Below are 26162 nucleotides of genomic sequence, written 5' to 3'. Positions count from 1 at the left end.
AAATTCCAGCACCCTCTCTCACTGCCGGTGTGGGAGGGTTTTTGGTGTGGTTCAGGACGCGGGAGTGTTCCTATGTATTAACCAAGCTGTTGTGGGTGCCTATACGGGAGGACCCAGAGGCCGGCGGGCGTCACGCAATGGACGCTTTTGAGGAGTGAACAACGGGGCGTCCCGGCATTGCGGGGGAGCGGCACCTATGGTGGGCCAAAAGACTGTCTGGCGTGACGCCGTCGTACGTTCAGCCAGGAAATGAGAGAGCGTCCCGTTAACCGAAGGCGCCCCGGCTCGTAGGAACCAGGGCGCCTCATGGTTGGGAACGCGGGTTTAGCCGTCGTGCCCGACTACGTCACAGGGCTGGAACGGGCGATGTCGGCGGCGTTGGTTGCCGCACTCATCAGCAGTGCCGCCCCGAGCATGTGCGTCCCCACCAGCAGCGCCGGAATGCCGTTGTAGTACTGCGTAAAACCGATCACGGCCTGCAGCAGCGTCACCGCCAGGAGCAGGATCACCGATGTCCGGAAGGGACCGGGAATCCGGCGCATGAGGACCACGACGAGCGCGAAGAGCGTTCCGGCGGTGATGAGGTAGGCCGGAACCGCGTGGATGTGGGAGAACAGGTCCCAGTCGAGGCCGTTTCGCGGCGCGTCTGCATCACCGGCGTGGGGGCCGGCACCCGTGACCACTACTCCAAGCATCACGGCCATTGCAGAGAAAAGCGCGACGGCGGCGCTCACCGGGCGTAACACGCCCGGCAATGCGGGCAGGGAGCGAGTGGCAAACCGGCCGGTCCGCCCGTAAGCCCGGTTGACGAGCAGTGTGGCAATTACCACCAGCGCCATGGACACAAGGAAGTGCAGTCCCACCACCCAGGGGTTGAGGTTGGTCAGCACGGTAATGCCGCCGATCACAGCCTGCGCTGGAATGCTGGCCAGCAGGCCCAGCGCCAGCAGGAAGAGGTCGCGGCGTTCCTTGCGCAGGTTCCACAAGTACACCAGCATCAGGACTGCGACGGCGGCGAGGGCGAAAGTCAGCAGCCTGTTGCCGAATTCGATGAACCCGTGGATTCCCATTTCCGGGGTGTTGACCAGGGAGGTGTCCGTACAGCGCGGCCAGGTGGGGCAACCGAGCCCCGACGCCGTCAGCCGAACGGCGCCGCCTGTGACAACCAGGGCCGTCTGTCCGATCAGGGACGCCACTGCCAGTCGCCGGACCCGGGCATCAACGGTACGGGGCAGCCGGGACGCCAGGCGTCCGGCGAACTGGGGGAGGCGTGAAGCCGTGCTCACGGATATCTCAATTCCACTTGAACCAACGGATGGCTGCTGCTCCGGCAAGAACTGTCCAGACCAACAGGATAAGGGCGGCACCGCCATCTACGGTGCCGAGCAGGAAGGCCTCGCGCAAGGCCTCCCCAAGTGCGCCCGAAGGCAGATAGTGAACTATCCCCTGCGCGGGGACGGGCAGCCGTTCCGCAGGAATAACGATGCCTCCCAACGCGCCGAGCAGGATCCACAGCAGGTTGGTGATCGCCAGAGTGGCCTCCGGCCGAACGGTACCCGCCACCAGAAGCCCAAGGGCGGTAAAGGCCGCGGCGCCCAGGACCAGCAGCGCAAGGCCGGGCAGCCAGCCTGCTGCCGGCGGGCTCCAGCCGAGGGGGAGTGCCACGGCCGTGATCACGGCAACCTGGAGGGCAAGTACAGCCAGCACGGCCAGTACCTTGCCGGCAATAAGTCCGGTACGGCCCAACGGGGTGGTGGAGAGGAAGCGCAGCACGCCGTACCGGCGGTCAAAGCCGGTGGCGATGCCTTGTCCGGTGAAGGCCGTAGACATGGCGCACAGCGCCAGGATTCCGGGGACTGCAACGTTGATACGGCTCCCGCCGAGTCCGTCCAGAAGGGGAGTCACCGTCAGGCCCACCAAGGCGAGCAGGGGCAGGACGACGGCCAGGATCAGTTGCTCGCCGTTCCGGAGCATGGCCAGCGATTCATACTTGCCTTGCAACAGGATGCGCCGAAGCAGCGGCGCAGGTGCCTGGGCCGGGGGAGCCATGGAGGGAACTGTCATCGGATGTCCTTTCCCGAGATGTCCAGGAAGACGTCTTCGAGGCTGCGCGCTTCGAGGCTGAGCGAGCCGGGCATGATGCCGTGGGCTACCCACCATGAGGCAAGCGACGCAAGGTCTTCGGGTGTGAGTGGTCCGGTGGCAACATAGCTGCCGGCACGGGTCTCGCTGACGGCAATGGCCTCCGGGAGCACGCCGGCGAGGTCCAATCCCGCAGGAGCCTCAAAGAAAAGTGTCCGGATGTGCTCGGCGCCCGCCTCCACGACGGGGTCCCGCTGGAGGAGTTGCGCCACGGTCCCTTCGGCAACGTTCCGGCCGGCGTCGATGATATAGACGTAGTCGGCCAGCCGCTGCGCGTCATCCATGAGGTGCGTGGTGAGGATGATGCCCATCCCGGCGTCCCGCAGCTCGGCAATGAGTTCAAAGACCAACTGCCGTGACTGTGGATCCAGGCCTGCGCTGGGCTCATCGAGGAAGAGGACCTCAGGGTTGCCGATCAGCGCGGCGGCCAGGGCCAGCCTCTGCTTTTGTCCCCCGGAGAGCCGGCGGACCGATGTCCTGCTGAACGTGTCGATGCCCAGCCGCTCTACCAGATCGTCCACCGGGCGGGGTTCGGCATACATGCCGGCGATGTGCCGCAGCAGCGGGATGGGACGGGCCGACGGCGGGAGGCCGCCGTCCTGGAGCATCACACCTACGCGGGCGCGAAGGTTTGCGCCTGCCTGGGCAGGATCGTGGCCCAGCAGGGAGATCGTTCCGCCACTGCGCACCTGTAAGCCCTGGGCACATTCAATGGTGGTGGTTTTACCGGCGCCGTTGGCACCGAGGAGGGCCGTGACCTCCCCCCGTTCGGCGACAAGGGAGACGCCGCTCACCACCCGGAGCATCTTCCCGTCCAGGGTGGCCAGCGGACCAACATCCTTAATTAACCCGCTGATGGACAGAACCGGGGATTTGGGGGAACGCACCCCAGCATTCTACGGGATGTAGTACTCGTTGCGACGATCCCGGCAGCAGCGCAGGCCAGCCTCACCTTACTGGAACGGGGGAGTAAATTACGACATGATTGTGTTGTGTATTCCATGACCAGTGCTACTGCTGTGCCTTTTGGCGGTCATCGGGCGCCAAGTGCCCCCGCTGACCGCGGCCACGTCGCTGCCTTGCCGGTGGCGGACGCAGACGAGCGCACCCGCGACCGCGTCCTCAGCGCAGTCCTGGAACACGGCCCCGTCAGTGCAGCGGAACTTGGCGACCTCCTCGGCTTCACCCCGGCAGCCGTCCGCCGCCACCTGGACCATCTGTCCCGCAGCGGCGTCATTGAAGTCAAGCGCGTCGCGAAGGCGGGCTCCGGCGCCGGGCGCCCTGCGCGGCGCTATGTCCTGAGTTCCCAGGGGCAGTCATCGCTGGGCAACGACTACCTTGACATCGCCACGCTGGCGCTCAAGCAGCTCCAGGCGATGGCGGGTGAAGAAGCCGTCCGCCAATTCGCCGTCGAACGCTTTGCCGAAATGGAGCGTCGTTACACACCGGAGATCGAGCAGGCCGGACCGGACATTACTGCGCGGGCCCGGGTACTGGCCGAGGCGCTCAGCCGCGACGGCTTCGTAGCCTCCGCCGCCTCGATCGAGGCCAAAGCCCCGCTGCCGGCCGCCTTGTCCAGCGTCCAATTGTGCCAGGGCCATTGCCCGATCCAGCAACTCGCCGCTCAGTTTCCGGTCTTCTGCGACGTGGAAACCGAAGTGTTCTCCCGGCTGGTAGGCGTTGACGTCCGCCGGCTCTCGACACTCGCGCGCGGCGGACATGTCTGCACTACCCACATACCCACAGGCCGGCTGGCTGCCGGGGGACCCAGTGTCCCGCAGACAGCCCCCGCCAGCCTGGATGAAGTAACCAACCATCAGCAAGAAAGGCCGTGATGACGGACCAACTATCAGAGAAAGCGGTAGCCGAAGACACTGTGATCTCGGAGATTCTGGAAAAGAATCCCGAGCTCCACGGCATCGGCACGTACGAGTACGGCTGGTCCGACAAGAACGATGTCGGCGCCAACGCCCGCCGCGGTATCAACGACGAAGTAGTCCGTGATATTTCGGACAAAAAGAGTGAACCGCAGTGGATGCTGGACCTTCGCCTCAAGGGGCTGAAGTACTTCGACCGCAAGCCCATGCCCACCTGGGGTGCAGACCTCTCCGGCATCGACTTCGACAACATCAAGTACTTCGTCCGCTCCACTGAGAAGCAGGCCGCCACGTGGGAAGACCTGCCCGAGGATATCCGGAACACGTACGAGAAGCTGGGCATCCCGGAAGCTGAGCGCAGCCGCCTCGTCTCGGGTGTCGCCGCACAGTACGAGTCCGAGGTGGTGTACCACCAGATCCGCGAGGACCTCGAAGCCCAGGGCGTTATCTTCCTGGACACCGATACCGCCCTGCGCGAGCACCCGGAGATCTTCCAGGAGTACTTCGGCACCGTCATTCCCGTGGGCGACAACAAGTTCGCCTCACTGAACACTGCCGTCTGGTCCGGCGGATCCTTCGTATACGTCCCCAAGGGCGTCCACGTAGACATCCCCCTGCAGGCATACTTCCGCATCAACACTGAAAACATGGGCCAGTTCGAGCGGACCCTGATCATCGCCGACGAGGACTCCTACGTCCACTACATCGAAGGCTGCACCGCGCCGATTTACACCTCGGACTCGCTGCACTCCGCCGTGGTGGAGATCATCGTCAAGAAGGGCGCCCGCGTCCGCTACACCACTATCCAGAACTGGTCCACCAACGTGTACAACCTGGTGACCAAGCGTGCCATCTGCGAAGAAGGCGCCACGATGGAATGGGTTGACGGCAACATCGGCTCCAAGGTGACCATGAAGTACCCGGCCGTCTACCTGGTGGGCGAGCACGCCAAGGGCGAAACCCTCTCCATCGCCTTCGCCGGCGCCGGCCAGCACCAGGACACCGGATCAAAGATGGTGCACATCGCGCCGAACACCAAGAGCTCCATCATTTCCAAATCCGTGGCCCGCGGCGGCGGACGTGCTGCCTACCGTGGCCTGGTCCAGGTCCGTGAAGGCGCCAAGCACTCGGCCAACACCGTTCGCTGCGACGCGTTGCTGGTGGACACCATCAGCCGGTCGGATACTTACCCGTACATCGACATCCGCGAGGATGACGTGGTGATGGGCCATGAAGCAACTGTTTCCCGGGTCAGCGAAGAGCAGCTCTTTTACCTGATGTCCCGCGGCATGCGCGAAGACGAGGCCATGGCGATGATCGTCCGTGGCTTCATCGAGCCCATCGCCCGCGAACTCCCGATGGAGTACGCACTTGAGCTGAACCGCCTGATTGAACTGCAGATGGAAGGGTCCGTCGGATAACGATGACTGAAATCACTACTGAAAAGGCCCGCATCGGCGCGCCCTCATCCCAGCCGTTTATCGACGGTTTCACGGAAGAGGGCGAAAGCCTGTCTCCGATCAACGCGGCCGGCTCCAAGGCCCCGCTGGCCGGCGAAGCGGTCAAGAGCCACTCGCACGGCGGCGGAGTAGGCATCCCGGACAGCTCACGCGCCGGACGCCTGACTTCCTACAAGCTGGCGGACTTCAAGCCGCTCACCGGCCTGGAGGAAGACTGGCGGTTCACCCCGCTCAAGCGCCTGCGCGGCCTGCACAACGAGATCCTGTCAGGTGCAGCCCCCACCGTCACTGTCACCGGTCCGGACCGGGTGACGGTGGAAACCGTGGCCCGCGACGACAAGCGCATCGGCTCCGCCGGCATTCCGGAAGACCGGGTGTCCGCCAACGCCTGGGAGAACTTCAGCGAGGCCACGATTGTCACCATCCCGTCTGAATTTGAGGCGGACGCCGACATCAACGTCCTCATCACGGGCCAGGACACAGCAGCTGCTGCCCAGCACATCGTGATTGTGGCCGAGAAGTTCTCCAAGTCCTTGGTCATCCTGGACCACCAGGGCTCCGCCGTGGTGTCCGAGAACGTCGAAATTGTTGTCGAAGACGGCGCAAGCCTGACGGTCGTTACGCTCCAGGAATGGAACGACGACGCCGTGCACGCCTCCTCCCAGCAGGCGAAAATCGGCCGTGACGCCAAGTTCAAGCACGTGATGGTCAGCTTCGGCGGGGACCTGGTGCGCGTCACGCCGTCGGCCCGTTTCACCGCCCCGGGCGGGGAAGCCGAAATGTTCGGCCTTTACTTCGCCGACGCCGGCCAGCACCTTGAGCAGCGCCTCTTCGTTGACCACGCCGTGGCAAACTGCAAGTCCAACGTGCTGTACAAGGGCGCGCTGCAGGGCCGGAATGCCCACGCTGTCTGGGTGGGTGACGTCCTGATCCGCAAGGAAGCAGAAGGCACCGACACTTACGAGGCAAACCGCAACCTGCTCCTGACCGAGGGCGCACGGGCCGACTCGGTGCCGAACCTGGAAATCGAAACCGGACTGATCGAGGGCGCAGGCCACGCCAGCGCCACCGGCCGCCTGGACGACGAGCACCTGTTCTACCTGATGGCCCGCGGCATCCCCGAGGATGTTGCCCGCCGCCTGGTGGTCCGCGGCTTCCTGCACGAAATCATCCAGCAGATCAAGGTGCCGGCTCTCGAAGAGCGCCTCATCGACGCTGTTGAGCGCGAACTCGCGCTGACGGACAACTAAAGACGGCGCGGTACTACACAGATGACTGACCAGCCAAAGGGCGAGCTTGTCTGCAAGGTGGATGAAATCCAGCTCAAGCAGGCGCTGCGGATCCTGATCGACGACTACCCCGTAGCCATCGTCAAGGACTCCATGGGCGAAATCCACGCCATCGGGGACACCTGCTCGCACGCGGACATCTCACTGTCGGAGGGCGAAGTGGAAGGGTGCATGATCGAGTGCTGGGGCCACGGCTCCCAGTTCGACCTGCGCAGCGGCGAACCTCTGCAGCTGCCTGCCTACGATCCCGTCCCGGTGTTCGCCGTCGAGGTCCTTGGCGATGAGGTCTACGTGGACTTCACCAACGTCCTCAACGGAGCGGAAGCCCCGAACTTCAGCTAGCAGCATCAGCCGGACAAGATCCGCCGCCGGCAGCAATACGAAGCAACAGAACAAAAACTTCCAGACAAAGACCGCACCGCCGCCGGAGGGCACGGTGCAAAGGAGAACAAGACCTATGTCTACTCTTGAGATCAAGGACCTGCACGTCAGCATTGACACGGAGCAGGGCACCAAGGAGATCCTGAAGGGCGTCAGCCTGACCATCAAGACCGGCCAGACCCACGCCATCATGGGCCCCAACGGTTCCGGCAAATCCACCCTGGCATCCACCATCGCCGGGCACCCGCGCTACAACGTCACCAGTGGCTCGATCACCCTCGACGGCGAAGATGTCCTCGCTATGAGCGTCGACGAGCGCGCCCGTGCCGGTGTCTTCCTGGCCATGCAGTACCCCGTCGAGGTCCCGGGCGTCTCCATGACCAACTTCCTGCGGACCGCCAAGACCGCCATTGACGGCGAAGCGCCCAAGCTGCGCACCTGGACCAAGGAAGTCAAGGACGCCATGGAGAAGCTGCGCATCGACGCTGACTTCGCCCAGCGCAACGTCAACGAAGGCTTCTCCGGCGGCGAGAAGAAGCGCGTGGAGATCCTTCAGCTCGAACTCTTCAAGCCGAAGTTCGCCATCCTGGACGAAACCGACTCCGGGCTGGACGTCGACGCCCTGAAGGTTGTCTCCGAGGGCGTCAACCGCGCCCACGCCGAAGGCAACATGGGCACGCTGCTCATCACGCACTACACGCGTATCCTGCGCTACATCAAGCCTGACTTCGTCCACGTGTTCGTTGACGGCCAGGTTGTCGAAGAGGGCGGCCCGGAACTGGCCGACCGCCTCGAAGAAGAAGGCTACGACCGCTACGCCAAGGGCGCCGGCGCAGCCACCATCGCCGCCGCAGCCGCACAGGCCTAGTAAGGACCAGCCATGACCGAAACCAATACGGCCCGTACGGGTCTTGAGGATGTCGAAGAGGCACTCAAGGACGTCATCGACCCCGAGCTCGGCGTGAACATCGTTGACCTCGGGCTGCTGTACGGCCTGAAGTACTCCGATGACGACGGCGCGCTGCTGATCGACATGACGCTCACCACGGCCGCCTGCCCGCTCACCGATGTCATCGAGGAGCAGGTTGGCAAGGCATTGGACGGCATTGTTGATGACTGGCGCCTGAACTGGGTCTGGATGCCGCCGTGGGGTCCGGAACGGATCACTGACGACGGCAAGGACCAGATGCGGGCCCTCGGCTTCAACATCTAGATCCCCACCGCCATAGAGTACGACGACGGCCGGTTACCTTCATCCCGAAGGTGACCGGCCGTCGTCGTTAGTTCATCGAGTACTCCGTCAGCGCCTTTTTGAGCACCCAAAACGGCGGTTACGGAGCAGCCGATGGATAGGGTCAGAGGCTGGGTGCCGAGAACGTGTCGCACTGGTTGATGTCGCCGGTCTGGTAGCCCTGGTAGAACCACCGTTGCCGCTGTTCGCTGGAACCGTGCGTCCACGCTTCCGGGGATACTTGGCCAGTGGCAGCCTCCTGGATCCGGTCATCGCCCACTGCCGAAGCCGCTGACAGGGCGTCATTCAGGTCCTGCTGGGTGATCGGTTCAAGGAATGGCTGGCCGTCGGGGCCGGGTTGGGTTGAGGCGTGTTTAACCCAGAGGCCGGCATAGCAGTCCGCTTGGAGCTCCACGCGGACGGCCCCCGATTCAGGGCCTTGGGGATCCTGCTGCGCGCGTTCAAGGTATCCCAGGACATTCTGGATGTGGTGGCCGAATTCGTGTGCCACCACATACTCCTGGGCCAGGGGTCCACCTGAGGAGCCGAAGCGGTCCACGAGGTCCTGGAAGAAGCCGGGATCGAAGTAGGCGGTGGTGTCCGTGGGGCAGTAGAAGGGTCCCACCGCGCTGGAGGCCGTACCGCAGCCGGTGCTGACGGCGTCGTCGAAGATAACCGTCTCAGGCTGGGGATACTGCACGCTGTATTCCTGGAGGTACGCCGGCCAGAACGCATTGAGGCTGTTGACAGTGCCCGTGATACGGCAGTCGAGACGGGCATCGGCGTCGGCGCCCGTCTCGCAGGCGGGCGCTGTGCCCTGGCTTTGAGGCTCCTGCGCCCCGCCTGCCAGTCCTTCGAGCAGTTGGGGGTTAACGCCCAGGAGAGCGGCAATAAGCAGGATGAGCCCGCCCCCGATTCCACCGCCAATAAGGCCGCCGCGGCCTCTGCCACGGCGGTCCTGCACCTGGGAAGGATCCAGCTGGACGTTGTCATTGAAGCTCATAGAGTCACAATAGACCCAGCAGGCAGTGGCCGGCCGGTAAAGTTGGGCTGATGCCTTTTCTTGATCGAATCCAGCGTTGGGCCACGGACCGCCCTCTCGACACCGCTGTCGTAGTGGCCGGCCGGCGCCTGACGTGGGCTGCGCTCCGCGACGCCGCGGCTGCTGAAGTGTCCGGTTCCAAAGCGGTCACTGTCCTGGCGGAGGCAAACTCCGTTGACTTTGCTGTCCGGTTTGCCGCAGCAGTGGCCGGGGAACGGCAGTGCGCCGTGCTGGACCCGGCGTGGCCGGAGCAGTTGCAGCATGAAATCCGTGGGCGGCTGGACGGCTCAGCCCGGCCCGGGGATGTGGCCCCGGATGACCCCTTGGCCGACGGGCCACCCGAAACCACGTTCCTGATCGGACTGACCTCCGGCACCACGTCAGTGCCCAAGGCCTTCACCCGGTCCAGGCAGTCGTGGCGGAAATCCTTCGACGCGTCCATTGAGTTCTTCGGCCTCCGGCAGGACGACGTCACCCTTGCCCCCGGCCCCCTCGCGGCAAGCCTGAACCTCTATGCCTTGGCGGAGTGCCTTTATGCGGGCTCAGAATTCCAAACGCTGGAGCACTTCGATGTCGGTGACGTCCACGCGGCCATCACGCACGACGGCGTGACGCGCCTGGTCCTGGTGCCCACCATGCTGCGGCTGCTCAGTGAGCGCGGCCTCACCGGCTGCGTGGACGCGGCAGGAGTGCGGACCATCATCTGCGCCGGCTCAAAACTCGATGCGCGCACCCTTGAAGCGGCACGCCGGTGGGCGCCCAACGCCACGATCTTCGAGTACTACGGCGCGTCCGAACTGAGTTTCGTCTCGGGAGCCGGCCTGCCCGCCGGAGAACTCGACGCCGGCGGCACCGGAATCGGGCACGCGTTTCCAGGGGTGGAGGTCCGGATCCTGGACGACGACGGATCCCCGCTGCCCGATGGTGAAGCCGGTAACATCTGCGTCCGCAGCGGGCTGGTGAGCAACGGCTACCTGTGGGGCGACGACGGCCAGGCCCTCCGGTCCTTCGGCGACTGGTTCACCGTGGGGGATCAGGGCTACCTGGCCGGCGAGGAGCTCCACATCCTGGGACGTCGCGCTGACATGATCCTCACGTCCGGGAAGAACGTCTATCCGCATGAGGTTGAATTGGCACTGGCGTCCGTTCCCGGTGTCGCGGCGGCCATGGCGGCCGGAATGCCCGATGACCTCCGCGGCCAGCGCGTCGTGGCGGGCGTGGTCCCGGCCCACGGCGGAATCACCGCCACCCAGCTCAAAGCCGGCCTGGAGAATGTCCTGGCGCGCGACAAACGGCCCCTGCAGTACTTCGCCCTGTCCGAACTGCCCACCACCGACCGCGGCAAGGTGAGCCGGAACATGCTCCTTGAGTGGATCACGTCCCATGACCAAAGGGTCCGCCACCTTGGGCAGTGAGACTCGTGAATACTGACAGCATGACTCCTGAACTGCTGCCTCCCGACCGGCAGCCCGTGATCATCGCCGCCCGGCGGACCCCGGTGTGCCGGGCGAACGGGGCGGTGAAGGATCTCCGTGCGCACCAGTTGCTGGCCCCCGTCCTGGCGCAGCTCCTTGCTGAATGCGGGTTGTCCCCGGAAGACGTGGCAGATGTGGTGGTTGGCAACGCCGTGGGCGGAGGCGGCAACATAGCCCGCCTGGCCCTGCTCGAGGCCGGGCTACCGGTCACTGTGCCGGGCCTTACCGTGGACCGGCAGTGCGGGTCCGGCCTGGACGCCATTGTGCTGGCCGCCAGGCTGGTGGCTTCCGGGGGGAACCCTGTGTATCTCGCCGGGGGAGTGGAGAGCATCAGCACCGCGCCGCTGCGCGCCTACCGGAATGACGACGGCGAACCGGACTTTTTCTCCCGGGCCCAGTTTGTGCCGCTGAGCTTCGGCGACCCGGACATGGGGGTGGCGGCCGAAAACGTTGCCGCGCGCTTCGCCGTCGGCCGGGACCGGCAGGACGCCTTTGCGTTGGCCAGCCACGAGCGCGCGGTCTCAGCGGCCCGGGCCGGTCGGTTCGACTGCGAGATCACGCCGCTGGAAACAGCGGGCGGAACCGTCAACAGGGACGACGGGCCACGTCCCGGACTCAATGCGGCTGTCCTGAAGCGATTCCCGGCGGCTTTTGTTGACGGAGGAACAGTCACCGCAGGAAACTCATGCTTTGACGCCGACGCCGCCTCCGCCGTCGTCATCACTTCCCTCCAACGCGCCCGTGGACTGGGCGTGACGGACGGACTCCTGGTGCTGGCCACGGACACTGCCGGGGTGGACCCCGAACTGCTGGGGATCGGCGCGGCCGTGGCTGGAGAAAGGCTCCTGGCCACCCAGTGCCTTACAGCCGCCAGTGTGGGGCTCGTGGAATTCAACGAGGCGTTCGCCGCCCAGGCTCTCGCCTGCCTGGATCATCTGGGCATTGACGCGGACCGGGCAAATGCCGACGGCGGCGCCCTGGCTTTGGGCCACGCCTACGGTGCGTCCGGAGCTGTCCTGGTGACACGCCTGCTGGCACAGGCCCGTTCCACCGGCCAGCCCGGCCTGCTGGCGCTGGCGCTGATCAGTATCGCCGGCGGGATGGGGACAGCCGCGCTGCTGCGGTACGAGAAAATCACTGGCTGAAGCAGCCGAAACGGCCCGGCGGGCTGTCAGTCGTCAGCCTCGCCGAGGCCGCGGGCGGCCAGCGCCTCACCAGTCTGGCGTGCAAAGGCCACGGTGGTAATAAATACGGGCAGCACCAGCGCCCTCGGGTTCCGCTCCAGGCCCCGTGCCCGGGCGGAATCCCGAACGTCCGCAAACGCGCCCGCAATGTACGGGATACTCCGCAACATCACTGCGATGGTCAGCGCGAAGCGTTCCGGGTCGGCACCGAAACGCCGAAACGGCGTGGCCAATGACACCACGCCGTCCAGTAGGCGCTGCATGGGCGTGGTCGCCGTCAGCAGCGATGCCGCCACCACGCACACCAGGATGTTCAGGACGATCCGGGCCGCCGTGGGCCCGCCGAGCTGCCACCACTGAAACAGCCCGATCACGGGCAGGACAAGCAGCAACGGTCGGATGGCACCGAGCAGCCTGCGCGCACCGGCCCCGGTGAGCAAGTACAGCATGCACATCACGGCAAGGACCGCAGCGGACACGAGCCAGTCAATAATCAGGAAGGAGGCCAGGCCGCAGCCGAACACCAGCAGGAACTTCAGGACCAGCGGGCAGCGGTGGATGACCGATTCTCCCGGGACGTAGTTCGCCAGCAGGAACCCGTGTCCTCTCACGGCGCGGCCAGGCCTTCGGCGCAGAGGGCGCGGTACCTGTCCACGGCTTGGGCGGGCGCACCGTCGAACACCACGTGTCCGGCCTCAATCACCAGCACGCGGTCCATGTCCAGGGCCAGCTCAAGATCGTGCGTGGACATCAGGATCTGCTGATCCAGGCCCTTCAGCGTCCGGCGCAGGAGTTCGCGGTTCCGCAGGTCCAGCAGGGTGGAGGGCTCATCGAGCACCAGCACCGAGGGGTTTACGGCCAGGACAGCGGCCAGCGCCATCAACTGGCGCTCCCCGCCCGAGAGTTCATAAATGCTCTGGTCAGCCAGTCCCAGCAGCCCGAACCGCTCCAGCGCTGCCTCCGCGAGGCGCCGCCGCTCCGCTCCATTCCGGACCGAACGGCGGAGCGACAGTTCCACATCTTCGCGTCCCGTGGGCATCACCAATTGGGACAGGGGATCTGTGAAGACGAACCCGACATTTCGCCGGACTGCCCGTACGGCGCGGACAGTATCGTCGCCATCCACCGCCACCGTGCCGCAGCTGGGCTGGACCAGGCCGTTGACCAGGCGCAGCAGGGTCGATTTACCGGACCCGTTGGCTCCGATCACGCCGATGCGCCGTTCTGCCAGCTCCAGGGTGACACCGTGGAGCAGGGTCTTGGGCTCCGGCTGGCTATCGACAGCTACGGCCACGCAGGCCTGCCGGAAGGAGATAGTGGACATGGGATTTAGCGGTTGGTCCGCTTCACGCGGCGGACCAGTACGTCAGGGAACGCGCGGTGGAGGGCGACTGCAATCACGGCGGCGAGGATGTTCTTGATGATGTCTCCGGGGTAGAAGATCAGGTCCGCCATAAAGGCCTGTCCCAAGCCGGTCTTGGTGTTGATCACGATGCCGGCGATCCCCAGGGAATGCACCACCAGGATGCTGGTCACCGTGGCCGCCAGGAAGAACCACAGTGCCCGGGCGCGGTTGGTACGCCGGATGACCACAGTGGCCAGCCAACCGACCAGTGCCGCGGCAATGGGGAAGGCGATAATGTAGCCGGCTGACGGTCCGGCCAGGATGCCCAGGCCGCTGCGTCCTTGGCTGAAGATCGGCAGCCCGGCCAGCCCCAGGAGCGTGTAAAGGCCGACGGCGGCGAAGCCACGTGCTGGGCCCAGCATCAGGCCGGTGAGCATCACGGCGAGGGTCTGGAAAGTGATGGGGATGCCGAAGACGTTCGCCGCGATGCCGGGAACCAACGCGGAACCCGCTACCAGCGCGGCGAAGACGGCTATCAGGCCAAGGTCGGTGGCGTTCCAGCGGCGTCGGACGGGAGAAGCGGTGCCTTCGACGGCGGTGTCAGTCTGGCTCATGGGAATCCTGTCGGGGTTGTACAAGCAAAGCAGGGGATGTTCCTGACGTTACCGTCCGCCGTCGGACTCTATTTTGTAGGGGATCCACTAAACAAGATGCCCTGATGTGATGGCAAGGCACAAGGGCCCGTGTGGCGCCGCAGCAGGGCTGCCGCGTACGGCCAGGCTTTAGGACAATCGCCGCGGTTATGCAGTGAAGCTGCGGCCGGTAGACTTGTATAGGCCGTTCTCCGGCCTCTCTGCCCGGTTCCTTCCAGACTTCATCCGTTGGGCTGTGGCGTTCCCTGTTGTGAAAGGCCTTACCTGCTGTGATTACTGTCCAGGATCTTGAACTGCGCGCCGGCGCCCGGCTCCTTATGGACCAGGTGAGCTTCCGCATCGACAAGGGAGACAAAATCGGCCTCGTGGGCCGGAACGGTGCAGGCAAGACCACCCTCACACGTGTCCTTGCCGGCGAAGGGCTTCCCGCGGCGGGCAAGGTGACCCGCACCGGCGAAATAGGCTACCTGCCCCAGGACCCGCGCACCCCGGACATGGAGCAGCTCGCCCGCGACCGGATCCTGTCCGTCCGTGGCCTGGACATCGCCGTGGGCAAGCTCCGCGTCGCCCACGAAGAAATGGCCAGCGAGGACGCCACCATCCAGCGCAAGGCAATGAACCGCTATGACCGGCTCGAATCCGAGTTTCTGGCCGCCGGCGGCTACGCTGCCGAAGCCGAGGCCGCTGCGATCTGCTCCAACCTGGCCCTGCCGGACCGCCTGCTCAACCAGCCGCTTAAGACACTCTCCGGTGGCCAGCGCCGCCGTGTGGAGCTGGCCCGCATCCTCTACTCGGATGCCGAGACCATGCTCCTCGATGAGCCCACGAACCACCTCGATGCCGATTCCATCGCCTGGCTGCGTGACTTCCTCAAGAACCACCAGGGCGGCCTGATCGTGATCAGCCACGACACGGAGCTGCTTGAAGCCACCGTCAACAAGGTGTTCCTGCTTGACGCCAACCGCGCCCAGATCGACTTCTACAACATGGACTGGAAGCGCTACCTCACCCAGCGCGAAACAGACGAACGCGCCCGCAAGCGCGAACGCGCCAACGCCGAAAAGAAGGCCCAGGTCCTTTTCGACCAGGCCAACAAGATGAGGGCCAAGGCCACCAAGGCTGTTGCCGCGCAGAACATGGCCAAGCGTGCCGAACGCCTGCTCAGCGGACTGGAGGCCGTGCGCGAAAACGACCGCGTGGCAGCCCTCCGCTTCCCCGACCCTTCGCCCTGCGGCAGGACCCCGCTGACCGCCGAGGGCCTCAGCAAGTCCTACGGTTCGCTGGAAATCTTCACGGACGTCGACCTCGCCATCGACCGCGGCTCCAAGGTGGTCATCCTTGGCCTCAACGGCGCCGGCAAGACCACCCTCCTGCGGATGCTCGCCGGTGTAGACAAGCCGGATACCGGCGACGTCATTGCCGGGCACGGCCTGAAGGTGGGCTATTACGCCCAGGAACACGAAACGCTCGACGTCGACCGCACCGTCCTCGAGAACATGCGCTCCTCTGCTCCGGACATGAAGGACGCCGAGGTCCGCGGCATCCTCGGCTCATTCCTGTTCTCGGGCGACGACGTCGACAAGCCCGCCGGTGTACTCTCCGGCGGTGAGAAGACCCGGCTGGCCCTGGCCACCATCGTGGCCTCCAGCGCCAACGTGCTCCTCCTCGACGAGCCCACCAACAACCTGGACCCCGCCAGCCGCGCCGAAATCCTCGGCGCCCTGCGCAACTACTCCGGCGCCGTCGTCCTGGTGAGCCACGACGAAGGCGCAGTCGAGGCACTGAATCCCGAGCGGGTTGTGCTGTTGCCTGATGGTATTGAGGATCACTGGAACGAAGACTATCTGGACCTGATTACGCTGGCTTAATCCGGTTCCCGCCGACCACTGGTTGCGTTCGCGCCCCCAACCGCGTAATTTGCCGCTTGCTGGCTCGTTCCTCGCCCTTGACGCAAGCTACACAAATCACCCGGCCGCAGGCGCTGGCGCTCAGGTCACCTTTAGCGAACTATCGGACGGTCAGTTCCGGAGCCTTCGTGATCCGTTGCAGGTCGTTGTAGGTGATGCTGAACATACGGGGGCTACTCCGCCAACTTCCTGGCGTGTGTGCATCGGTCAGTAGCCTTGGGCGTCGAGGAGGGCGTCTTCCTCTTCCTCTGCGGTTGGGCGCTTCCGTTTGCGTGGGACGGGCGGACGACGGCGGGCTGCCGCGGCGGCCGAGTGCTCCGGGCTTCCGGAGTCGCGCGCTACGTCCTCACGTTCAACTTCGTCCTCGGCGTCGATCGCGGCGTTCCGCGCCTGTTGCCGGGCAGCGTAGCCGAAGCCCACAAACATCAACACCCCGAAGGCAAACCACTGCAGGGAGTACGACAAGTGCGTGCCTTCCTCCGTGGAGGGCATAGGGAATGGGAAAGGCATCTCTGCCGGCGCCGGAGTCTCAGACGCGAGCTGGCCGTAGGCTCCCGTGAGCACGGGGTATCCGAGTTCCTCGGCGTAGGCGGGAAGGTCAATGGACGCCAGCTGGCCATCCGGGGCGCTGCGCTGGAGCGTCGGCTCGCCAGCCTTGAGGCGGACGACGGCGGTCACCTCACCTGTGGGTGGGGCCGGGATGGAGTCCGGGCGGCCAGGGTTGTTGTTTCCGATGGGCAGCCAGCCGCGGTCGATCACCACGGTTTCACCGGACTCCAGCTTGAAAGGCACCACCACTTCGTAGCCGGGCTGACCGTTCAAGGGCCTGTTGCGGACAATCCGCTGGCCCGCGGCGTCGTATTGGCCCTTCAGCTCAACCTGGGTCCATTCCTTCTCAGGCTCCAGCCGGTTGAATTCATCCTTGACCGCGGTGAAGGGGACCGGCGTGGCCGAGTAATTGGAGACTACCCGGTTAATTTCAGCGAGCGTTTCAGCCCGCCGGTCCATCTGCCAGCGGCCCAGGAAAAGACATGCCGTGGCGAAGATTGCGGCAAGCAGGAGGTAGCCCAGCCACTTACTGGAAAAGAGGAAGCGGTACATTCAGCCTTCCTGCCCCCGCGGCGCGGAGCCCGTCCCGGCGTCCGTTCCCAGCGGCACGGTTTCCTTCCACAGTCCGCGGGTCTGGAGGTAATCCTCCAGCCAGTCGCGGTGTTCGCCGCAGGCGAGCCAGATCTTCCGGCGCTCTGGGGTGTGGATTTTCGGGTTGTTCCAGAGAAGCTGCCACGACGCCTCGGAGCGGCAGGCTTTCCGGGAGCACATGGCAACTGCGGCCGGAGGGGGACCGGGAGTCCCCGCAGCCAAGTCAAAAATGTTCATGAAGCGCGCCGTTCCTCGCCGTGGTTTGGTTCGTCGTCATCATCAATGAGTTCGCCTTGCAGGATGTCGCTGTCCGGTTCGGCTTCACCCGCTGGCCAGCTGGGCCCTTCCAGTTCGGCAAGCGGCGCGGAGTCGAGCAACGAATCGCTGTGGATCTCCGCTTTGTCGCTTCCGTTGGCGATGACAACCGCGATCCAGGGCAGGAAGACGGCGCCCGCCACCATCAGGAGCTTGAACCAGCCGTCCACCACAAAAATGAGGATGAGGCAGACCATGCGGATTCCCATGGCAAGCGCGTACTTGATCATCCGCTGGCGCATGTCCTCGGAGTGGGCTGACGCAGCGTCCGTGATGCTGTGGACTCCGGAATCGCCGGAGAACCGCTCAGGGTCTCCGGGCACGGGCTGTCCAGCATGGTTTTCAAGGGTCACGGTTGATTAATCACGCTCCAAAGGCTTGCCTCAATTCTCTCACCATCGGCAGTGGCGCCCAAACGCGGGCTAAGATCGGAGGCAGCAAAATCACGCCCCTTCCTACCGCGGCCCCGCGTGCCGCAGAATCCCGGAGCAATTAATGTCTGAAGCAGCTACTGCGGCCCGAAGCGTCCTGATCACCGGTGGAAACCGTGGCATCGGCCTGGCCATCGCCGAAGCCTTCCTGGCTAACGGCGACAAGGTAGCCGTGACCTACCGGAGTGCGTCAGAACTGCCGGCCGGGATCCTGGGCGTCAAAGCCGACGTGACGGATGAGGCCTCTGTGGATGCGGCCTTCACGGAAGTGGAAGCGGCCCACGGGCCGGTTGAGGTCCTCGTGGCAAACGCGGGCATCACCAAGGACACCCTCCTGCTGCGCATGAGCGAAGATGACTTTACCTCCGTGATCGACACCAACCTCACGGGCGCCTTCCGCGTCATCAAGCGCGCGTCCAAGGGGATGATCCGGATGCGTAAGGGCCGCGTAGTCCTCATTTCCTCTGTGTCCGGCCTCTACGGCGCGCCCGGCCAGATCAACTACTCTGCCTCCAAAGCCGGCCTCGTGGGTGTAGCGCGTTCCTTGACGCGCGAACTGGGATCCCGCGGCATCACGGCCAATGTTGTGGCACCGGGGTTCATCAACACCGATATGACGGCCGAACTGCCCGAAGCCACCCAGAAGGACTACCTTTCCAGCATTCCGGCAGGCCGTTTTGCCGAGGCGTCTGAGGTGGCCAACGTGGTCCGCTGGATTTCAAGCGACGAGGCGGCTTATATTTCCGGTGCTGTCATCCCCGTTGACGGTGGACTTGGCATGGGCCACTAACAGGGTTTGACCCTGCGGCCAGGCGTCCGTCAGCCAGCGGCGCCGAACGCCTCCTTTAGCCATTGCGCCACCTGTTCGTCGACGTCGTCAGCGGTGGAAAGTTCCAGGTGGTGCATCCACACGCCGGGGGACGGGTGGACCACTTCCTTGAACCGCGACGAATCCACTCGCCGGGGCAGTGCAATGGAGAGAACCGCCGGAACATCTGTGTTCAGATGCCGCCGCGGGTTCCAGAGATAGGCGAAGCCGCGTCGGTTCCGGAAGGCCACTTGGCTGGTAGTGGTGCGGACGGTGGCTGGAACGGCGTTCAGGATGGTGTCGCGGACGAGCTGGCAAAGCCGCAGGCCGTCCGGTGAGTTGCCGAAGACCTCTTCCGGCGTGGACGCCGTGCCGGCAGGGCCGGTCATGGGCGGCGCTTCCCAGGCTCCGGGCGGTTCCTCATGGGGCGAGAGTACGCCGGAAAGTCTGCGTCCGGGAGACACGCCGACACTAGCTCAGAGGGCCTTCTTTGTGGGGGTCACACAAGCGAATACGGGGCCTGCGCTGGCATGATGGACTGCAGACCTCAAGCGATTTAGACGTTTCGAACAAAAGGGAGCTCATATGGGACTGCTGGACAACAAAACCGCCATCGTGACCGGATCCTCACGCGGAATTGGCGCGGAAGTGGCGAAGATCCTGGCCGGCGAGGGCGCCGCCGTCGTCGTTAATTACCGTCAAAAGGCGCCGCGCGCCAACAAAGTGGTCGCTGAGATTGAAGCCGCGGGCGGCCGTGCAACGGCCGTGGGTGCGGACCTGACCACGCTGGAAGGTGTGCAGGCACTGGCCAGTGCAGCCATGGAGAACTTCGGCTCGCTGGACGTCCTGGTGCTGAATGCTTCCGGTGGCATGGAATCCGGCATGGAGGACGACTACGCCCTGAAGCTGAACCGGGACGCGCAGGTCAACATGCTCAACGCCGCTGTGCCGCTGATGAAGGAGGGCTCCCGCGTGGTCTTCGTGACCAGCCACCAGGCGCACTTCATCAACACCGTGCCCACCATGCCCGAGTACGAGCCCGTGGCCCGCAGCAAGCGTGCCGGCGAGGACGCTCTCCGCGCCCTGCTGCCCAACCTTGCCGAGAAGGGCATCTCGCTGGTGGTTGTTTCGGGCGACATGATCGAAGGCACCGTCACGGCAACCCTGCTGGACCGCTCGAACCCGGGCGCTATCGAGGCCCGCCGCGCCGAGGCCGGCAAGCTCTACTCTGTGGAGGAGTTCGCCGGGGTAGTGGCCAGCATGGCAACCGCGGATGTCGAATCCGGCCACACGGAGTACGCGGGCGGCGCCGACTACTTCGGTAAGGGCGCCAACTAGCGCTTTCGGGCATCTCACCACTCCGGTTTGCCACGCAGCAAACCGATCACCACGACAAGCTCCGGGCAGTACTCCTGCCCGGAGCTTTCGTCTGTCCTGAAACCAACCCTGTGCATCGACCCGCCGTTGCCTAAGGAGCCCCGTTGTGTATGGAAGCAAGGGCGCCTAGGGTCAGATGCATGGCACAGCAATCAGGGATGACGCGCCGTACCTATCCGGAAGGCGTTCCGTGCTGGGTGGACACCTGGCAGCCCAACGTGGAGGCAGCCATGCATTTCTACGGCGAAGTCTTCGGGTGGGATTTCGAGGACGCTGTCCCGGCCGCCGGTAGTGGCACTGGCAGGTACGTTATAGCCACGCTGGACGGGCAGGAGGCCGCCGCGATCGCAGGCCCTGGCCCCGGTGCAGCCGGATCCGATGCCGCAGCGTGGAACACTTACGTCTCCGTGGACGAAGCGGACGCTGCGGTGCGCCGTTTGCTCACGGCCGGAGCAACACTGAAGGCGGCTCCTGCCGACGCGGGCCTGGGAGGCGTGCAGGCGGCGTTGACGGATCCCGAAGGCGTCGAGTTCCGTCTCTGGCAGGCCCGGGAGCGACCCGGTGCCCAGGCGGTTAACGGTCCCAGCGGATGGAACTTCAGTGATCTCCACACAGCAGATCCCGAGGCAGCCATCGCCTTCTACACGAAGGCCTTCGGCTGGCAGTTCGACAACCTCGACTTCGGAATAATGATCCGCCGTCCCGGATATGGGGATCACCTCGAAGCCACTGTGGACCCCAACATCAGGGTCCGCCAGTCCGGCGACCTCGCCCCACGCGGCTTCGAGGACGCCGTTGCCTGGCTGGCCCCGGTGGCTCCTGGCGAGCGTCCGCAGTGGCACGTGACGTTTTCTGTCGCAGACCGGGACCGTACGGCCGAGGATGCAGAGCGCCTCGGGGCCGTCATCCTGGGGCACGACGATACGGAGTGGACGCGCACCGCCCTGATCCGGGATCCCGCCGGAGCCGTCTTCACAGCGAGCCAGTTCACGCCTCCCACCGGCTGAGCGAACCGGACGGGGCGGACTCCGAACCTCAGACTCCGGCGATGTGCCTCACCGCGTCCAGGTAGGGCATGTTGACCGCGGAGTCGGCCACCGCCCGGACGGCAGGCTTGGCGTTGAACGCCACCCCGATCCCGGCAGCTCCCAGCATGTCGAGGTCATTGGCCCCATCACCCACTGCAATGGTGTGTTCCATCGCGATTCCTTCGGCGGCTGCCCATTCGCGCAGGTACTTTTCCTTAGCGGCACGGTCAATCACGGCACCGAGCACCTTGCCGGTCAGGGCGCCGTCCACGATTTCGAGCTCGTTGGCGATCCAGTAGTCCAGGCCCAGGTCCTGGGCGATCGGACGCAGGATCTGGTTGAAGCCGCCGGAGACCACCGCCACCACATGTCCCGCAGCCTTGAACGCGGCCACCAGTTCGGCGGCACCCTCGCTCAGCTTCACTTCCGCACGGACGGAGTCGACGACGGCGGCCGGCAGTCCCGCGAGCACGGCCACCCGTGCGTGCAGGCTCTGCGCAAAGTCCAGTTCGCCGCGCATGGCGGCTTCGGTGACGGCGGCAACCTCCTCGCGCTTGCCCGCGTAGGCGGCCAGGAGTTCAATGACTTCCTGCTGGATCAGTGTCGAATCGACGTCCATGATCAGGAATTTCCGCTGGGCGGCGCGGAGTCCGGCTGGAACGATCGCCGTGTCCAGGCCCGCCTGCGCTGCCTCGGCCACAGCGTGGCGGAGGGCAGCGATGCCCGACTCCGTGCTGTCGGCCACGGCCAGTTCGGCCGTGTGGACCTCAAAACGGCTGTCCCCGGCGCGGGATTCGGACTGGAATGTAGCGCCGCTGCCGGCCAGGACGGAGCGCAGCTGGTCAAGCTCGGAGGCAGTCAGTTTCGGGCCATAGCTGACCGCAGTCACGTTCGGAGTCATGGCTGCAATCTTAGCCAGCGGCGGGGTTCGGCCCGAATTCATTGCGGGGGAGAAGGCCCTAAACCACGGCCGTACTCTGACGGCGGCTGTGACCCGCGTCGCAGCGGCCGTATCAGTTATCAGTAGGTCCCCGTTTTGTCCTAGTGTCTACTCCTATGAGTGATGTTCTGGAATTGGCTTCCGTCAGCGTTGTCCGAGGCAAGAAGACCCTGCTGGACAAGGTTGACTGGCAGGTCAACGAAGGCGAACGCTGGGTCATCCTTGGCCCCAACGGCGCCGGCAAGACAACGCTTCTCCAGATAGCCGCAGCCCGCCTGCATCCGAGCAGCGGCAAGGCAGGGATTCTGGATGAAACCCTCGGCCGCGTTGACGTGTTTGAGCTCCGTCCGCGTATCGGCCTTTCCTCCGCTGCCCTTGCCACGCAGATCCCGGAGAATGAGATCGTCCTGAACGTGGTGGTCACCGCCGCCTATGGCGTGACAGGCCGCTGGCGCGAGGGCTACGAACGCGATGATGAGCGCCGTGCCTTCCGTTTGCTGAACGCCTGGGGAATGGGGCCGCTGCTCAACAGGACCTTCGCAACGCTGTCCGAAGGTGAGCGCAAGCGCGTCCAGATCGCCCGGGCCCTTATGACGGATCCGGAGCTGCTGCTGCTGGACGAACCCGCGGCCGGCCTGGACCTGGGCGGCCGCGAGGAACTCGTCCACAAGCTCAGTGAACTTGCGCTGGACGAAGCCGCACCTGCCATGGTCCTGGTGACCCACCATCTTGAAGAGGTCCCGCCAGGCTTCACGCACGCCATGCTGCTTCGTGACGGCGGCGTAGTAGCTGCCGGCCCGATCGCGGAGGTCCTCACGGACGAGCACCTCACCAGTACTTTTGGCTTGGCCTTGGATGTGTCTGAGAACGCCGGCCGCTACACCGCCACCGCCCGCCGCTAGGCCGCGGCGCCGCCCACCGTGGATCTTCTCAGCAGTACCTTTGTGTTCTTTGCCGGCCTGTGGGCGGGTACCATCAACGCCGTTGTAGGCTCCGGGACCCTGGTCACTTTTCCCGTTCTGATCGCCTTGGGGGTCACCCCGGTGGTGGCATCCATGAGCAACGCCATGGGACTGGTGGCAGGCGGCGCCGCAGGCGCCTTCGGCTACCGCCGCGAGCTCAAAGGGAGGGGACGGCAGCTCCTTAGGCTCCTGCCGGCGTCGCTCCTGGGCGGCATTTCGGGCGCCTGGCTGCTTCTGCATCTTCCTGAGGAAGTCTTCCACTACGTCGCCCCCGTCCTCATTGTCCTGGCCCTCCTGATGGTGGTCTTCCAGCCACGCCTTCAGGCTTGGGTGCGCAACCGCGAAGAGAACCCGGAACATGCTGTACGGGACAAGAGCCACGGCGTCCTCCTTGTAGTGCTTGTCTACCTTGCCGGTGTTTATGGCGGGTACTTCGTGGCTGCCCAGGGCATCCTGCTGGTGGGCATCCTGGGCGTGTTCCTGACCGGCACCATCCAGAACGCCAACGCCATGAAGAACATCCTGGTGCTCGGTGTAAACCTGGTGGCCGCTGTTTCGTACCTGGTCTTCGCCTTCGACCGCATCAATTGGCTGGTGGTGCTCCTGATCGCGGTTAGTTCAACGATCGGCGGACTCCTTGGCTCCAAAGTTGGACGGCGGCTCTCGCCCACCGTCCTCCGGGGTGTCATCTTTGCCCTCGGGCTGGTGGCCCTGGGCTTTATGATCGCCAATCTCCTGAAATAATCAGCCCGTGCCAATCCACTACCTCGAATCGGCCCGGGATCCCCGCGTGTCCGACTACACCCAGCTGACGGACGTCCATTTGCGCAAGCTGCGCGAGCCGGCGGAGGGCATGTACATCGCCGAGTCCTCGCGGGTTCTCCGCCGCGCCCTGGCCGCCGGCCACCGGCCCCGGTCATTCTTCCTGGCCGAGAAATGGCTGGCAGACCTCCAGGATGTCCTCGACACCTACCCAGAGGTCCCGGCATTCATCGGCCATGCGTCATTGCTGGAGGAAATCACCGGCTTCCACCTGCACCGCGGAGCGATGGCGGCCATGGAACGGCCGGCCCCCGTACCGCTGGCCCAGCTCCTCTCGGGCGCCCGCCGGGTGGCCGTTCTCGAGGACATCGTGGACCACACCAACGTAGGGGCAATCTTCAGGTCTGCGGCTGCGCTGGACATCGACGCCGTGCTGATATCGCCGCGGTGCGGCGACCCGCTCTACCGCCGAAGTGTCCGCGTCAGCATGGGAACGGTGTTCCAGGTTCCGTGGGCACGGCTGGAGTCGTGGCCGCAGGATCTGGCGGTCCTCAAGGAACACGGCTTCACCGTGGCGGCGCTGGAGTTGACCGAGAACGCGGTGGACGTCGATGACCTCGCCGCCCGGAACCCGGACCGGCTGGCCCTGGTGCTTGGCACGGAGGGGGCGGGCATGAGCGCGGAGACCCTCGCCGCCGTCGACCTGGCCGTGAAGATCCCCATGCGGACGGGCGTGGACTCACTGAATGTGGCCGCGGCCTCAGCGGTGGCGTTCTGGGAGCTCAGGCCCCGAGTATAGGCGGGGCAGCCCTCTCTTGCGGCCAAAGTGGTTCGCGAGGACTCCTGTGATCGGCTATTATTGGTAGCTGACCGCAATGATGTTCTGCTGTTGCAGGCAGCGGCCATCCCATTCATACCTGGCAACTGGCAAAATCCAGTTGTGCGAACAAAGGTCCCATTATGAAGTCTGATATCCACCCGAAGTACGAAGCTGTTGTTTTCAACGACCTGGCTTCCGGCGTCAAGTTCCTGACCAAGTCCACCGTGTCTTCCAAGAAGACCATCGAGTGGGAAGACGGAAACACCTACCCGGTCATCGACGTCGAAATCTCCTCCGAGTCCCACCCGTTCTACACGGGCAAGCAGCGCATCATGGACTCTGCAGGCCGCGTCGAGCGCTTCAACGCTCGCTTCAAGGGCTTCGGCGGCAAGAAGTAATTCACTTCACCCCCCCAAGGTTCTTTGGAAAGCCCGCACCGGCAACGGTGCGGGCTTTTTGCGTTTTCGGCATCCTGGGTAGTGGTGCAGGATGGAAGCCATGACTGACACTGCACCCACAGCCCAGGACCAGCCCGGCCGCCTCCACGGCGAGTACAAGGTCCCGGGCGGCAAGCTCGTGGTGGTGGACCTCGACGTCGTGGACGGACTCCTCACGGGGGTGTCAGTCAGCGGCGACTTCTTCCTGGAACCCGATGAGGCACTCCTGGATATCAACCGCGCCCTCACCGGACTCCCGGAAACCACGACGGCGGCTGAACTCTCGGCCGCCGTGGCCGCCTCCCTGCCGCCCGGCGCCGTCCTGTTCGGCTTTTCAGCCGACGCCGTTGCCGTCACCGTACGCCGTGCACTGGCCAAAGCGACGTCGTGGACAGACCATCACTGGAACGTCATTGCCCCCACAGTGCTCCCCACCCACGTCAACGTCGCCCTGGACGAGGTGCTGACCGAAGAGGTGGGCGCCGGCCGTCGCAACCCCACGCTGCGGTTCTGGGACTGGGAGGAACCGTCCGTGGTGATCGGCAGCTTCCAGTCCGTCCGGAATGAGCTGGATCCCGACGGCGTCGCCCGGCACGGCATTACAGTGGTCCGCCGTATCAGTGGCGGGGGAGCAATGTTCATGGAGGCCGGCAACTGCATCACATACTCCCTGTACCTGCCGCAGTCCCTGGTGGACGGAGTGAGCTTCGCCGACTCGTACGCGTTCCTGGACGCCTGGGTGATGGCCGCGCTGGAGAAGATCGGGGTCACGGCGTTCTATGTGCCCCTGAACGACATCGCCACAGAGCAGGGCAAGATCGGCGGCGCCGCGCAGAAACGGCTGGCCAACGGCGGGATGTTGCACCACGTCACCATGAGCTACGACATCGATGCCGACAAGATGGTGGAAGTGCTGCGCATCGGCAAGGAGAAGCTGTCGGATAAGGGAACCCGCAGCGCCAAGAAGCGGGTTGACCCGCTACGGCGGCAGACGGGCCTAGCCCGCACGGAGATCATCGCCGCGATGATGGAAGTGTTCAGTGAACGGTACGCGGCCACGTCGTCAGAACTCACGGACGCCGAACTGGACGCAGCGCGTGAACGGGTGGCCACAAAGTTCGGCACGGAAGAGTGGCTTAACCGGGTCCCCTAGCTT

Annotated in this window: 29 protein-coding genes; 17 read left to right on the top strand and 12 right to left on the bottom strand. The window is 64.9% G+C overall.

Annotation, left to right across the window (positions count from 1 at the left end; genetic code table 11):
- Positions 1-341 precede the first annotated feature (341 nt).
- Genes V9L17_RS09655 through V9L17_RS09645 form a run of 3 tightly spaced genes read right to left on the bottom strand, consistent with a single transcriptional unit; the run spans position 342 to position 3029 of the window.
- Positions 342-1286: a COX15/CtaA family protein gene (locus V9L17_RS09655; protein ID WP_337351253.1), complete on the bottom strand. Its 945-nt coding sequence runs from the start codon at positions 1284-1286 to the stop codon at positions 342-344.
- Positions 1287-1293: 7 nt separating this feature from the next.
- Complete coding sequence (locus V9L17_RS09650; RefSeq protein ID WP_337351252.1) at positions 1294-2064, bottom strand: ABC transporter permease; 771 nt, start codon at positions 2062-2064, stop codon at positions 1294-1296.
- Entirely contained in the window at positions 2061-3029 is a 969-nt protein-coding gene (locus tag V9L17_RS09645; protein ID WP_337351251.1) for an ABC transporter ATP-binding protein, read from the bottom strand. Before V9L17_RS09645 ends, V9L17_RS09650 begins: the two co-directional genes overlap by 4 nt.
- A 114-nt stretch (positions 3030-3143) precedes the next feature.
- Between V9L17_RS09645 and V9L17_RS09640 the strand changes: the two genes are divergently transcribed.
- The 6 genes from V9L17_RS09640 to V9L17_RS09615 all read left to right on the top strand — a co-directional run bounded on the left by V9L17_RS09640 (position 3144) and on the right by V9L17_RS09615 (position 8362).
- A complete protein-coding gene (locus tag V9L17_RS09640) occupies positions 3144-3977 on the top strand; it encodes a helix-turn-helix transcriptional regulator (protein WP_337348332.1) in 834 nt (277 codons plus the stop codon).
- Positions 3977-5440 carry a Fe-S cluster assembly protein SufB gene (gene sufB / locus V9L17_RS09635; RefSeq protein ID WP_337348331.1) on the top strand — a complete coding sequence of 488 codons (1464 nt, stop codon included), beginning with the start codon at positions 3977-3979 and terminating at the stop codon, positions 5438-5440. Before V9L17_RS09640 ends, sufB begins: the two co-directional genes overlap by 1 nt.
- A 2-nt stretch (positions 5441-5442) precedes the next feature.
- Positions 5443-6729, top strand: a complete 1287-nt coding sequence (gene sufD, locus V9L17_RS09630; protein WP_337351250.1) for a Fe-S cluster assembly protein SufD — start codon at positions 5443-5445, stop codon at positions 6727-6729.
- 21 nt (positions 6730-6750) lie between these two features.
- Positions 6751-7110, top strand: coding sequence for a non-heme iron oxygenase ferredoxin subunit (locus V9L17_RS09625; protein WP_337348329.1), 360 nt, complete (start codon positions 6751-6753; stop codon positions 7108-7110).
- 115 nt (positions 7111-7225) lie between these two features.
- Positions 7226-8017: a Fe-S cluster assembly ATPase SufC gene (gene sufC, locus V9L17_RS09620; protein WP_337348328.1), complete on the top strand. Its 792-nt coding sequence runs from the start codon at positions 7226-7228 to the stop codon at positions 8015-8017.
- Positions 8018-8029: 12 nt separating this feature from the next.
- The gene (locus V9L17_RS09615; RefSeq protein WP_337348327.1) at positions 8030-8362 is read left to right on the top strand and encodes a metal-sulfur cluster assembly factor; all 333 of its coding nucleotides are present in this window, start codon (positions 8030-8032) and stop codon (positions 8360-8362) included.
- Between the two features lie 142 nt (positions 8363-8504).
- Here V9L17_RS09615 and ypfJ read toward each other — a convergent pair whose 3' ends face one another.
- Positions 8505-9383, bottom strand: coding sequence for a KPN_02809 family neutral zinc metallopeptidase (ypfJ, locus tag V9L17_RS09610; RefSeq protein ID WP_337351249.1), 879 nt, complete (start codon positions 9381-9383; stop codon positions 8505-8507).
- A 50-nt stretch (positions 9384-9433) separates the two neighbouring features.
- On the opposite strand from ypfJ, the gene V9L17_RS09605 reads away from it, so the two are divergent.
- Both V9L17_RS09605 and V9L17_RS09600 read left to right on the top strand, forming a co-directional pair.
- A complete protein-coding gene (locus tag V9L17_RS09605; protein ID WP_337351248.1) occupies positions 9434-10837 on the top strand; it encodes a class I adenylate-forming enzyme family protein in 1404 nt (467 codons plus the stop codon).
- 20 nt (positions 10838-10857) lie between these two features.
- Entirely contained in the window at positions 10858-12042 is a 1185-nt protein-coding gene (locus tag V9L17_RS09600; RefSeq protein ID WP_337351247.1) for a thiolase family protein, read from the top strand.
- Between the two features lie 26 nt (positions 12043-12068).
- Here V9L17_RS09600 and V9L17_RS09595 read toward each other — a convergent pair whose 3' ends face one another.
- From V9L17_RS09595 to V9L17_RS09585, 3 genes are read right to left on the bottom strand one after another with little or no spacing between them, the layout of a single operon-like run.
- Positions 12069-12692, bottom strand: coding sequence for an energy-coupling factor transporter transmembrane component T family protein (locus V9L17_RS09595; protein ID WP_337351246.1), 624 nt, complete (start codon positions 12690-12692; stop codon positions 12069-12071).
- Positions 12689-13405, bottom strand: a complete 717-nt coding sequence (locus tag V9L17_RS09590; protein WP_337351245.1) for an energy-coupling factor ABC transporter ATP-binding protein — start codon at positions 13403-13405, stop codon at positions 12689-12691. The genes V9L17_RS09595 and V9L17_RS09590 overlap by 4 nt, the downstream gene beginning before the upstream one ends.
- A gap of 5 nt (positions 13406-13410) precedes the next feature.
- Entirely contained in the window at positions 13411-14040 is a 630-nt protein-coding gene (locus V9L17_RS09585; RefSeq protein WP_337351244.1) for a biotin transporter BioY, read from the bottom strand.
- 308 nt (positions 14041-14348) lie between these two features.
- Between V9L17_RS09585 and V9L17_RS09580 the strand changes: the two genes are divergently transcribed.
- Entirely contained in the window at positions 14349-15947 is a 1599-nt protein-coding gene (locus V9L17_RS09580; RefSeq protein ID WP_337348320.1) for an ABC-F family ATP-binding cassette domain-containing protein, read from the top strand.
- Positions 15948-16193: 246 nt separating this feature from the next.
- Here the strand turns inward: V9L17_RS09580 and V9L17_RS09575 are convergent, their stop codons facing one another.
- Genes V9L17_RS09575 through V9L17_RS09565 form a run of 3 tightly spaced genes read right to left on the bottom strand, consistent with a single transcriptional unit; the run spans position 16194 to position 17794 of the window.
- Entirely contained in the window at positions 16194-17087 is an 894-nt protein-coding gene (locus V9L17_RS09575) for an SURF1 family cytochrome oxidase biogenesis protein (protein ID WP_337351243.1), read from the bottom strand.
- Complete coding sequence (locus V9L17_RS09570; RefSeq protein WP_337351242.1) at positions 17088-17363, bottom strand: hypothetical protein; 276 nt, start codon at positions 17361-17363, stop codon at positions 17088-17090.
- A complete protein-coding gene (locus tag V9L17_RS09565; protein WP_337348317.1) occupies positions 17360-17794 on the bottom strand; it encodes a DUF3099 domain-containing protein in 435 nt (144 codons plus the stop codon). The genes V9L17_RS09570 and V9L17_RS09565 overlap by 4 nt, the downstream gene beginning before the upstream one ends.
- 142 nt (positions 17795-17936) lie before the next feature.
- Here V9L17_RS09565 and fabG point away from each other — a divergent pair, with 142 nt between their 5' ends.
- Positions 17937-18662, top strand: a complete 726-nt coding sequence (fabG, locus tag V9L17_RS09560; RefSeq protein ID WP_337351241.1) for a 3-oxoacyl-ACP reductase FabG — start codon at positions 17937-17939, stop codon at positions 18660-18662.
- 29 nt (positions 18663-18691) lie between these two features.
- On the opposite strand, the gene V9L17_RS09555 is transcribed toward fabG, so the two are convergent.
- Positions 18692-19069 (bottom strand): DUF5655 domain-containing protein, encoded by a 378-nt coding sequence (locus V9L17_RS09555; RefSeq protein ID WP_337351240.1) that lies wholly within the window; start codon positions 19067-19069, stop codon positions 18692-18694.
- Between the two features lie 196 nt (positions 19070-19265).
- Between V9L17_RS09555 and V9L17_RS09550 the strand changes: the two genes are divergently transcribed.
- A complete protein-coding gene (locus V9L17_RS09550) occupies positions 19266-20018 on the top strand; it encodes an SDR family oxidoreductase (protein ID WP_337351239.1) in 753 nt (250 codons plus the stop codon).
- Positions 20019-20197: 179 nt separating this feature from the next.
- Positions 20198-21064: a VOC family protein gene (locus V9L17_RS09545; RefSeq protein ID WP_337351238.1), complete on the top strand. Its 867-nt coding sequence runs from the start codon at positions 20198-20200 to the stop codon at positions 21062-21064.
- Positions 21065-21092: 28 nt separating this feature from the next.
- Here the strand turns inward: V9L17_RS09545 and serB are convergent, their stop codons facing one another.
- Positions 21093-21986, bottom strand: a complete 894-nt coding sequence (gene serB, locus V9L17_RS09540) for a phosphoserine phosphatase SerB (RefSeq protein ID WP_337348312.1) — start codon at positions 21984-21986, stop codon at positions 21093-21095.
- 155 nt (positions 21987-22141) lie between these two features.
- Here serB and V9L17_RS09535 point away from each other — a divergent pair, with 155 nt between their 5' ends.
- The 5 genes from V9L17_RS09535 to V9L17_RS09515 all read left to right on the top strand — a co-directional run bounded on the left by V9L17_RS09535 (position 22142) and on the right by V9L17_RS09515 (position 26159).
- The gene (locus V9L17_RS09535) at positions 22142-22927 is read left to right on the top strand and encodes an ABC transporter ATP-binding protein (RefSeq protein WP_337351237.1); all 786 of its coding nucleotides are present in this window, start codon (positions 22142-22144) and stop codon (positions 22925-22927) included.
- 18 nt (positions 22928-22945) lie between these two features.
- Entirely contained in the window at positions 22946-23731 is a 786-nt protein-coding gene (locus V9L17_RS09530) for a sulfite exporter TauE/SafE family protein (protein WP_337348310.1), read from the top strand.
- 7 nt (positions 23732-23738) lie between these two features.
- The gene (locus V9L17_RS09525; RefSeq protein WP_337351236.1) at positions 23739-24548 is read left to right on the top strand and encodes a TrmH family RNA methyltransferase; all 810 of its coding nucleotides are present in this window, start codon (positions 23739-23741) and stop codon (positions 24546-24548) included.
- Between the two features lie 161 nt (positions 24549-24709).
- Positions 24710-24967 (top strand): type B 50S ribosomal protein L31, encoded by a 258-nt coding sequence (locus V9L17_RS09520; protein ID WP_028267311.1) that lies wholly within the window; start codon positions 24710-24712, stop codon positions 24965-24967.
- 100 nt (positions 24968-25067) lie between these two features.
- Positions 25068-26159 (top strand): lipoate--protein ligase family protein, encoded by a 1092-nt coding sequence (locus V9L17_RS09515; RefSeq protein WP_337351235.1) that lies wholly within the window; start codon positions 25068-25070, stop codon positions 26157-26159.
- Positions 26160-26162: the final 3 nt, after the last annotated feature.

This window comes from Pseudarthrobacter sp. CCNWLW207, from assembly GCF_037203945.1.
Taxonomy (GTDB): Bacteria; Actinomycetota; Actinomycetes; order Actinomycetales; family Micrococcaceae; genus Arthrobacter.
This window is presented reverse-complemented; position numbering and strand designations above follow the sequence as displayed.

Coding starts and splice junctions, on each gene's coding strand:
- V9L17_RS09550 (WP_337351239.1), top strand. CDS start 19,266: ATGGGACTGCTGGACAACAAAACCGCCATCGTGACCGGATCCTCACGC.
- V9L17_RS09575 (WP_337351243.1), bottom strand. CDS start 17,087: ATGTACCGCTTCCTCTTTTCCAGTAAGTGGCTGGGCTACCTCCTGCTT.
- sufD (WP_337351250.1), top strand. CDS start 5,443: ATGACTGAAATCACTACTGAAAAGGCCCGCATCGGCGCGCCCTCATCC.
- V9L17_RS09520 (WP_028267311.1), top strand. CDS start 24,710: ATGAAGTCTGATATCCACCCGAAGTACGAAGCTGTTGTTTTCAACGAC.
- V9L17_RS09640 (WP_337348332.1), top strand. CDS start 3,144: ATGACCAGTGCTACTGCTGTGCCTTTTGGCGGTCATCGGGCGCCAAGT.
- sufC (WP_337348328.1), top strand. CDS start 7,226: ATGTCTACTCTTGAGATCAAGGACCTGCACGTCAGCATTGACACGGAG.
- sufB (WP_337348331.1), top strand. CDS start 3,977: ATGACGGACCAACTATCAGAGAAAGCGGTAGCCGAAGACACTGTGATC.
- V9L17_RS09605 (WP_337351248.1), top strand. CDS start 9,434: ATGCCTTTTCTTGATCGAATCCAGCGTTGGGCCACGGACCGCCCTCTC.
- ypfJ (WP_337351249.1), bottom strand. CDS start 9,383: ATGAGCTTCAATGACAACGTCCAGCTGGATCCTTCCCAGGTGCAGGAC.
- V9L17_RS09585 (WP_337351244.1), bottom strand. CDS start 14,040: ATGAGCCAGACTGACACCGCCGTCGAAGGCACCGCTTCTCCCGTCCGA.
- V9L17_RS09600 (WP_337351247.1), top strand. CDS start 10,858: ATGACTCCTGAACTGCTGCCTCCCGACCGGCAGCCCGTGATCATCGCC.
- V9L17_RS09570 (WP_337351242.1), bottom strand. CDS start 17,363: ATGAACATTTTTGACTTGGCTGCGGGGACTCCCGGTCCCCCTCCGGCC.
- V9L17_RS09535 (WP_337351237.1), top strand. CDS start 22,142: ATGAGTGATGTTCTGGAATTGGCTTCCGTCAGCGTTGTCCGAGGCAAG.
- V9L17_RS09555 (WP_337351240.1), bottom strand. CDS start 19,069: ATGACCGGCCCTGCCGGCACGGCGTCCACGCCGGAAGAGGTCTTCGGC.
- V9L17_RS09650 (WP_337351252.1), bottom strand. CDS start 2,064: ATGACAGTTCCCTCCATGGCTCCCCCGGCCCAGGCACCTGCGCCGCTG.
- V9L17_RS09615 (WP_337348327.1), top strand. CDS start 8,030: ATGACCGAAACCAATACGGCCCGTACGGGTCTTGAGGATGTCGAAGAG.
- V9L17_RS09545 (WP_337351238.1), top strand. CDS start 20,198: ATGGCACAGCAATCAGGGATGACGCGCCGTACCTATCCGGAAGGCGTT.
- V9L17_RS09590 (WP_337351245.1), bottom strand. CDS start 13,405: ATGTCCACTATCTCCTTCCGGCAGGCCTGCGTGGCCGTAGCTGTCGAT.
- V9L17_RS09515 (WP_337351235.1), top strand. CDS start 25,068: ATGACTGACACTGCACCCACAGCCCAGGACCAGCCCGGCCGCCTCCAC.
- V9L17_RS09625 (WP_337348329.1), top strand. CDS start 6,751: ATGACTGACCAGCCAAAGGGCGAGCTTGTCTGCAAGGTGGATGAAATC.
- fabG (WP_337351241.1), top strand. CDS start 17,937: ATGTCTGAAGCAGCTACTGCGGCCCGAAGCGTCCTGATCACCGGTGGA.
- serB (WP_337348312.1), bottom strand. CDS start 21,986: ATGACTCCGAACGTGACTGCGGTCAGCTATGGCCCGAAACTGACTGCC.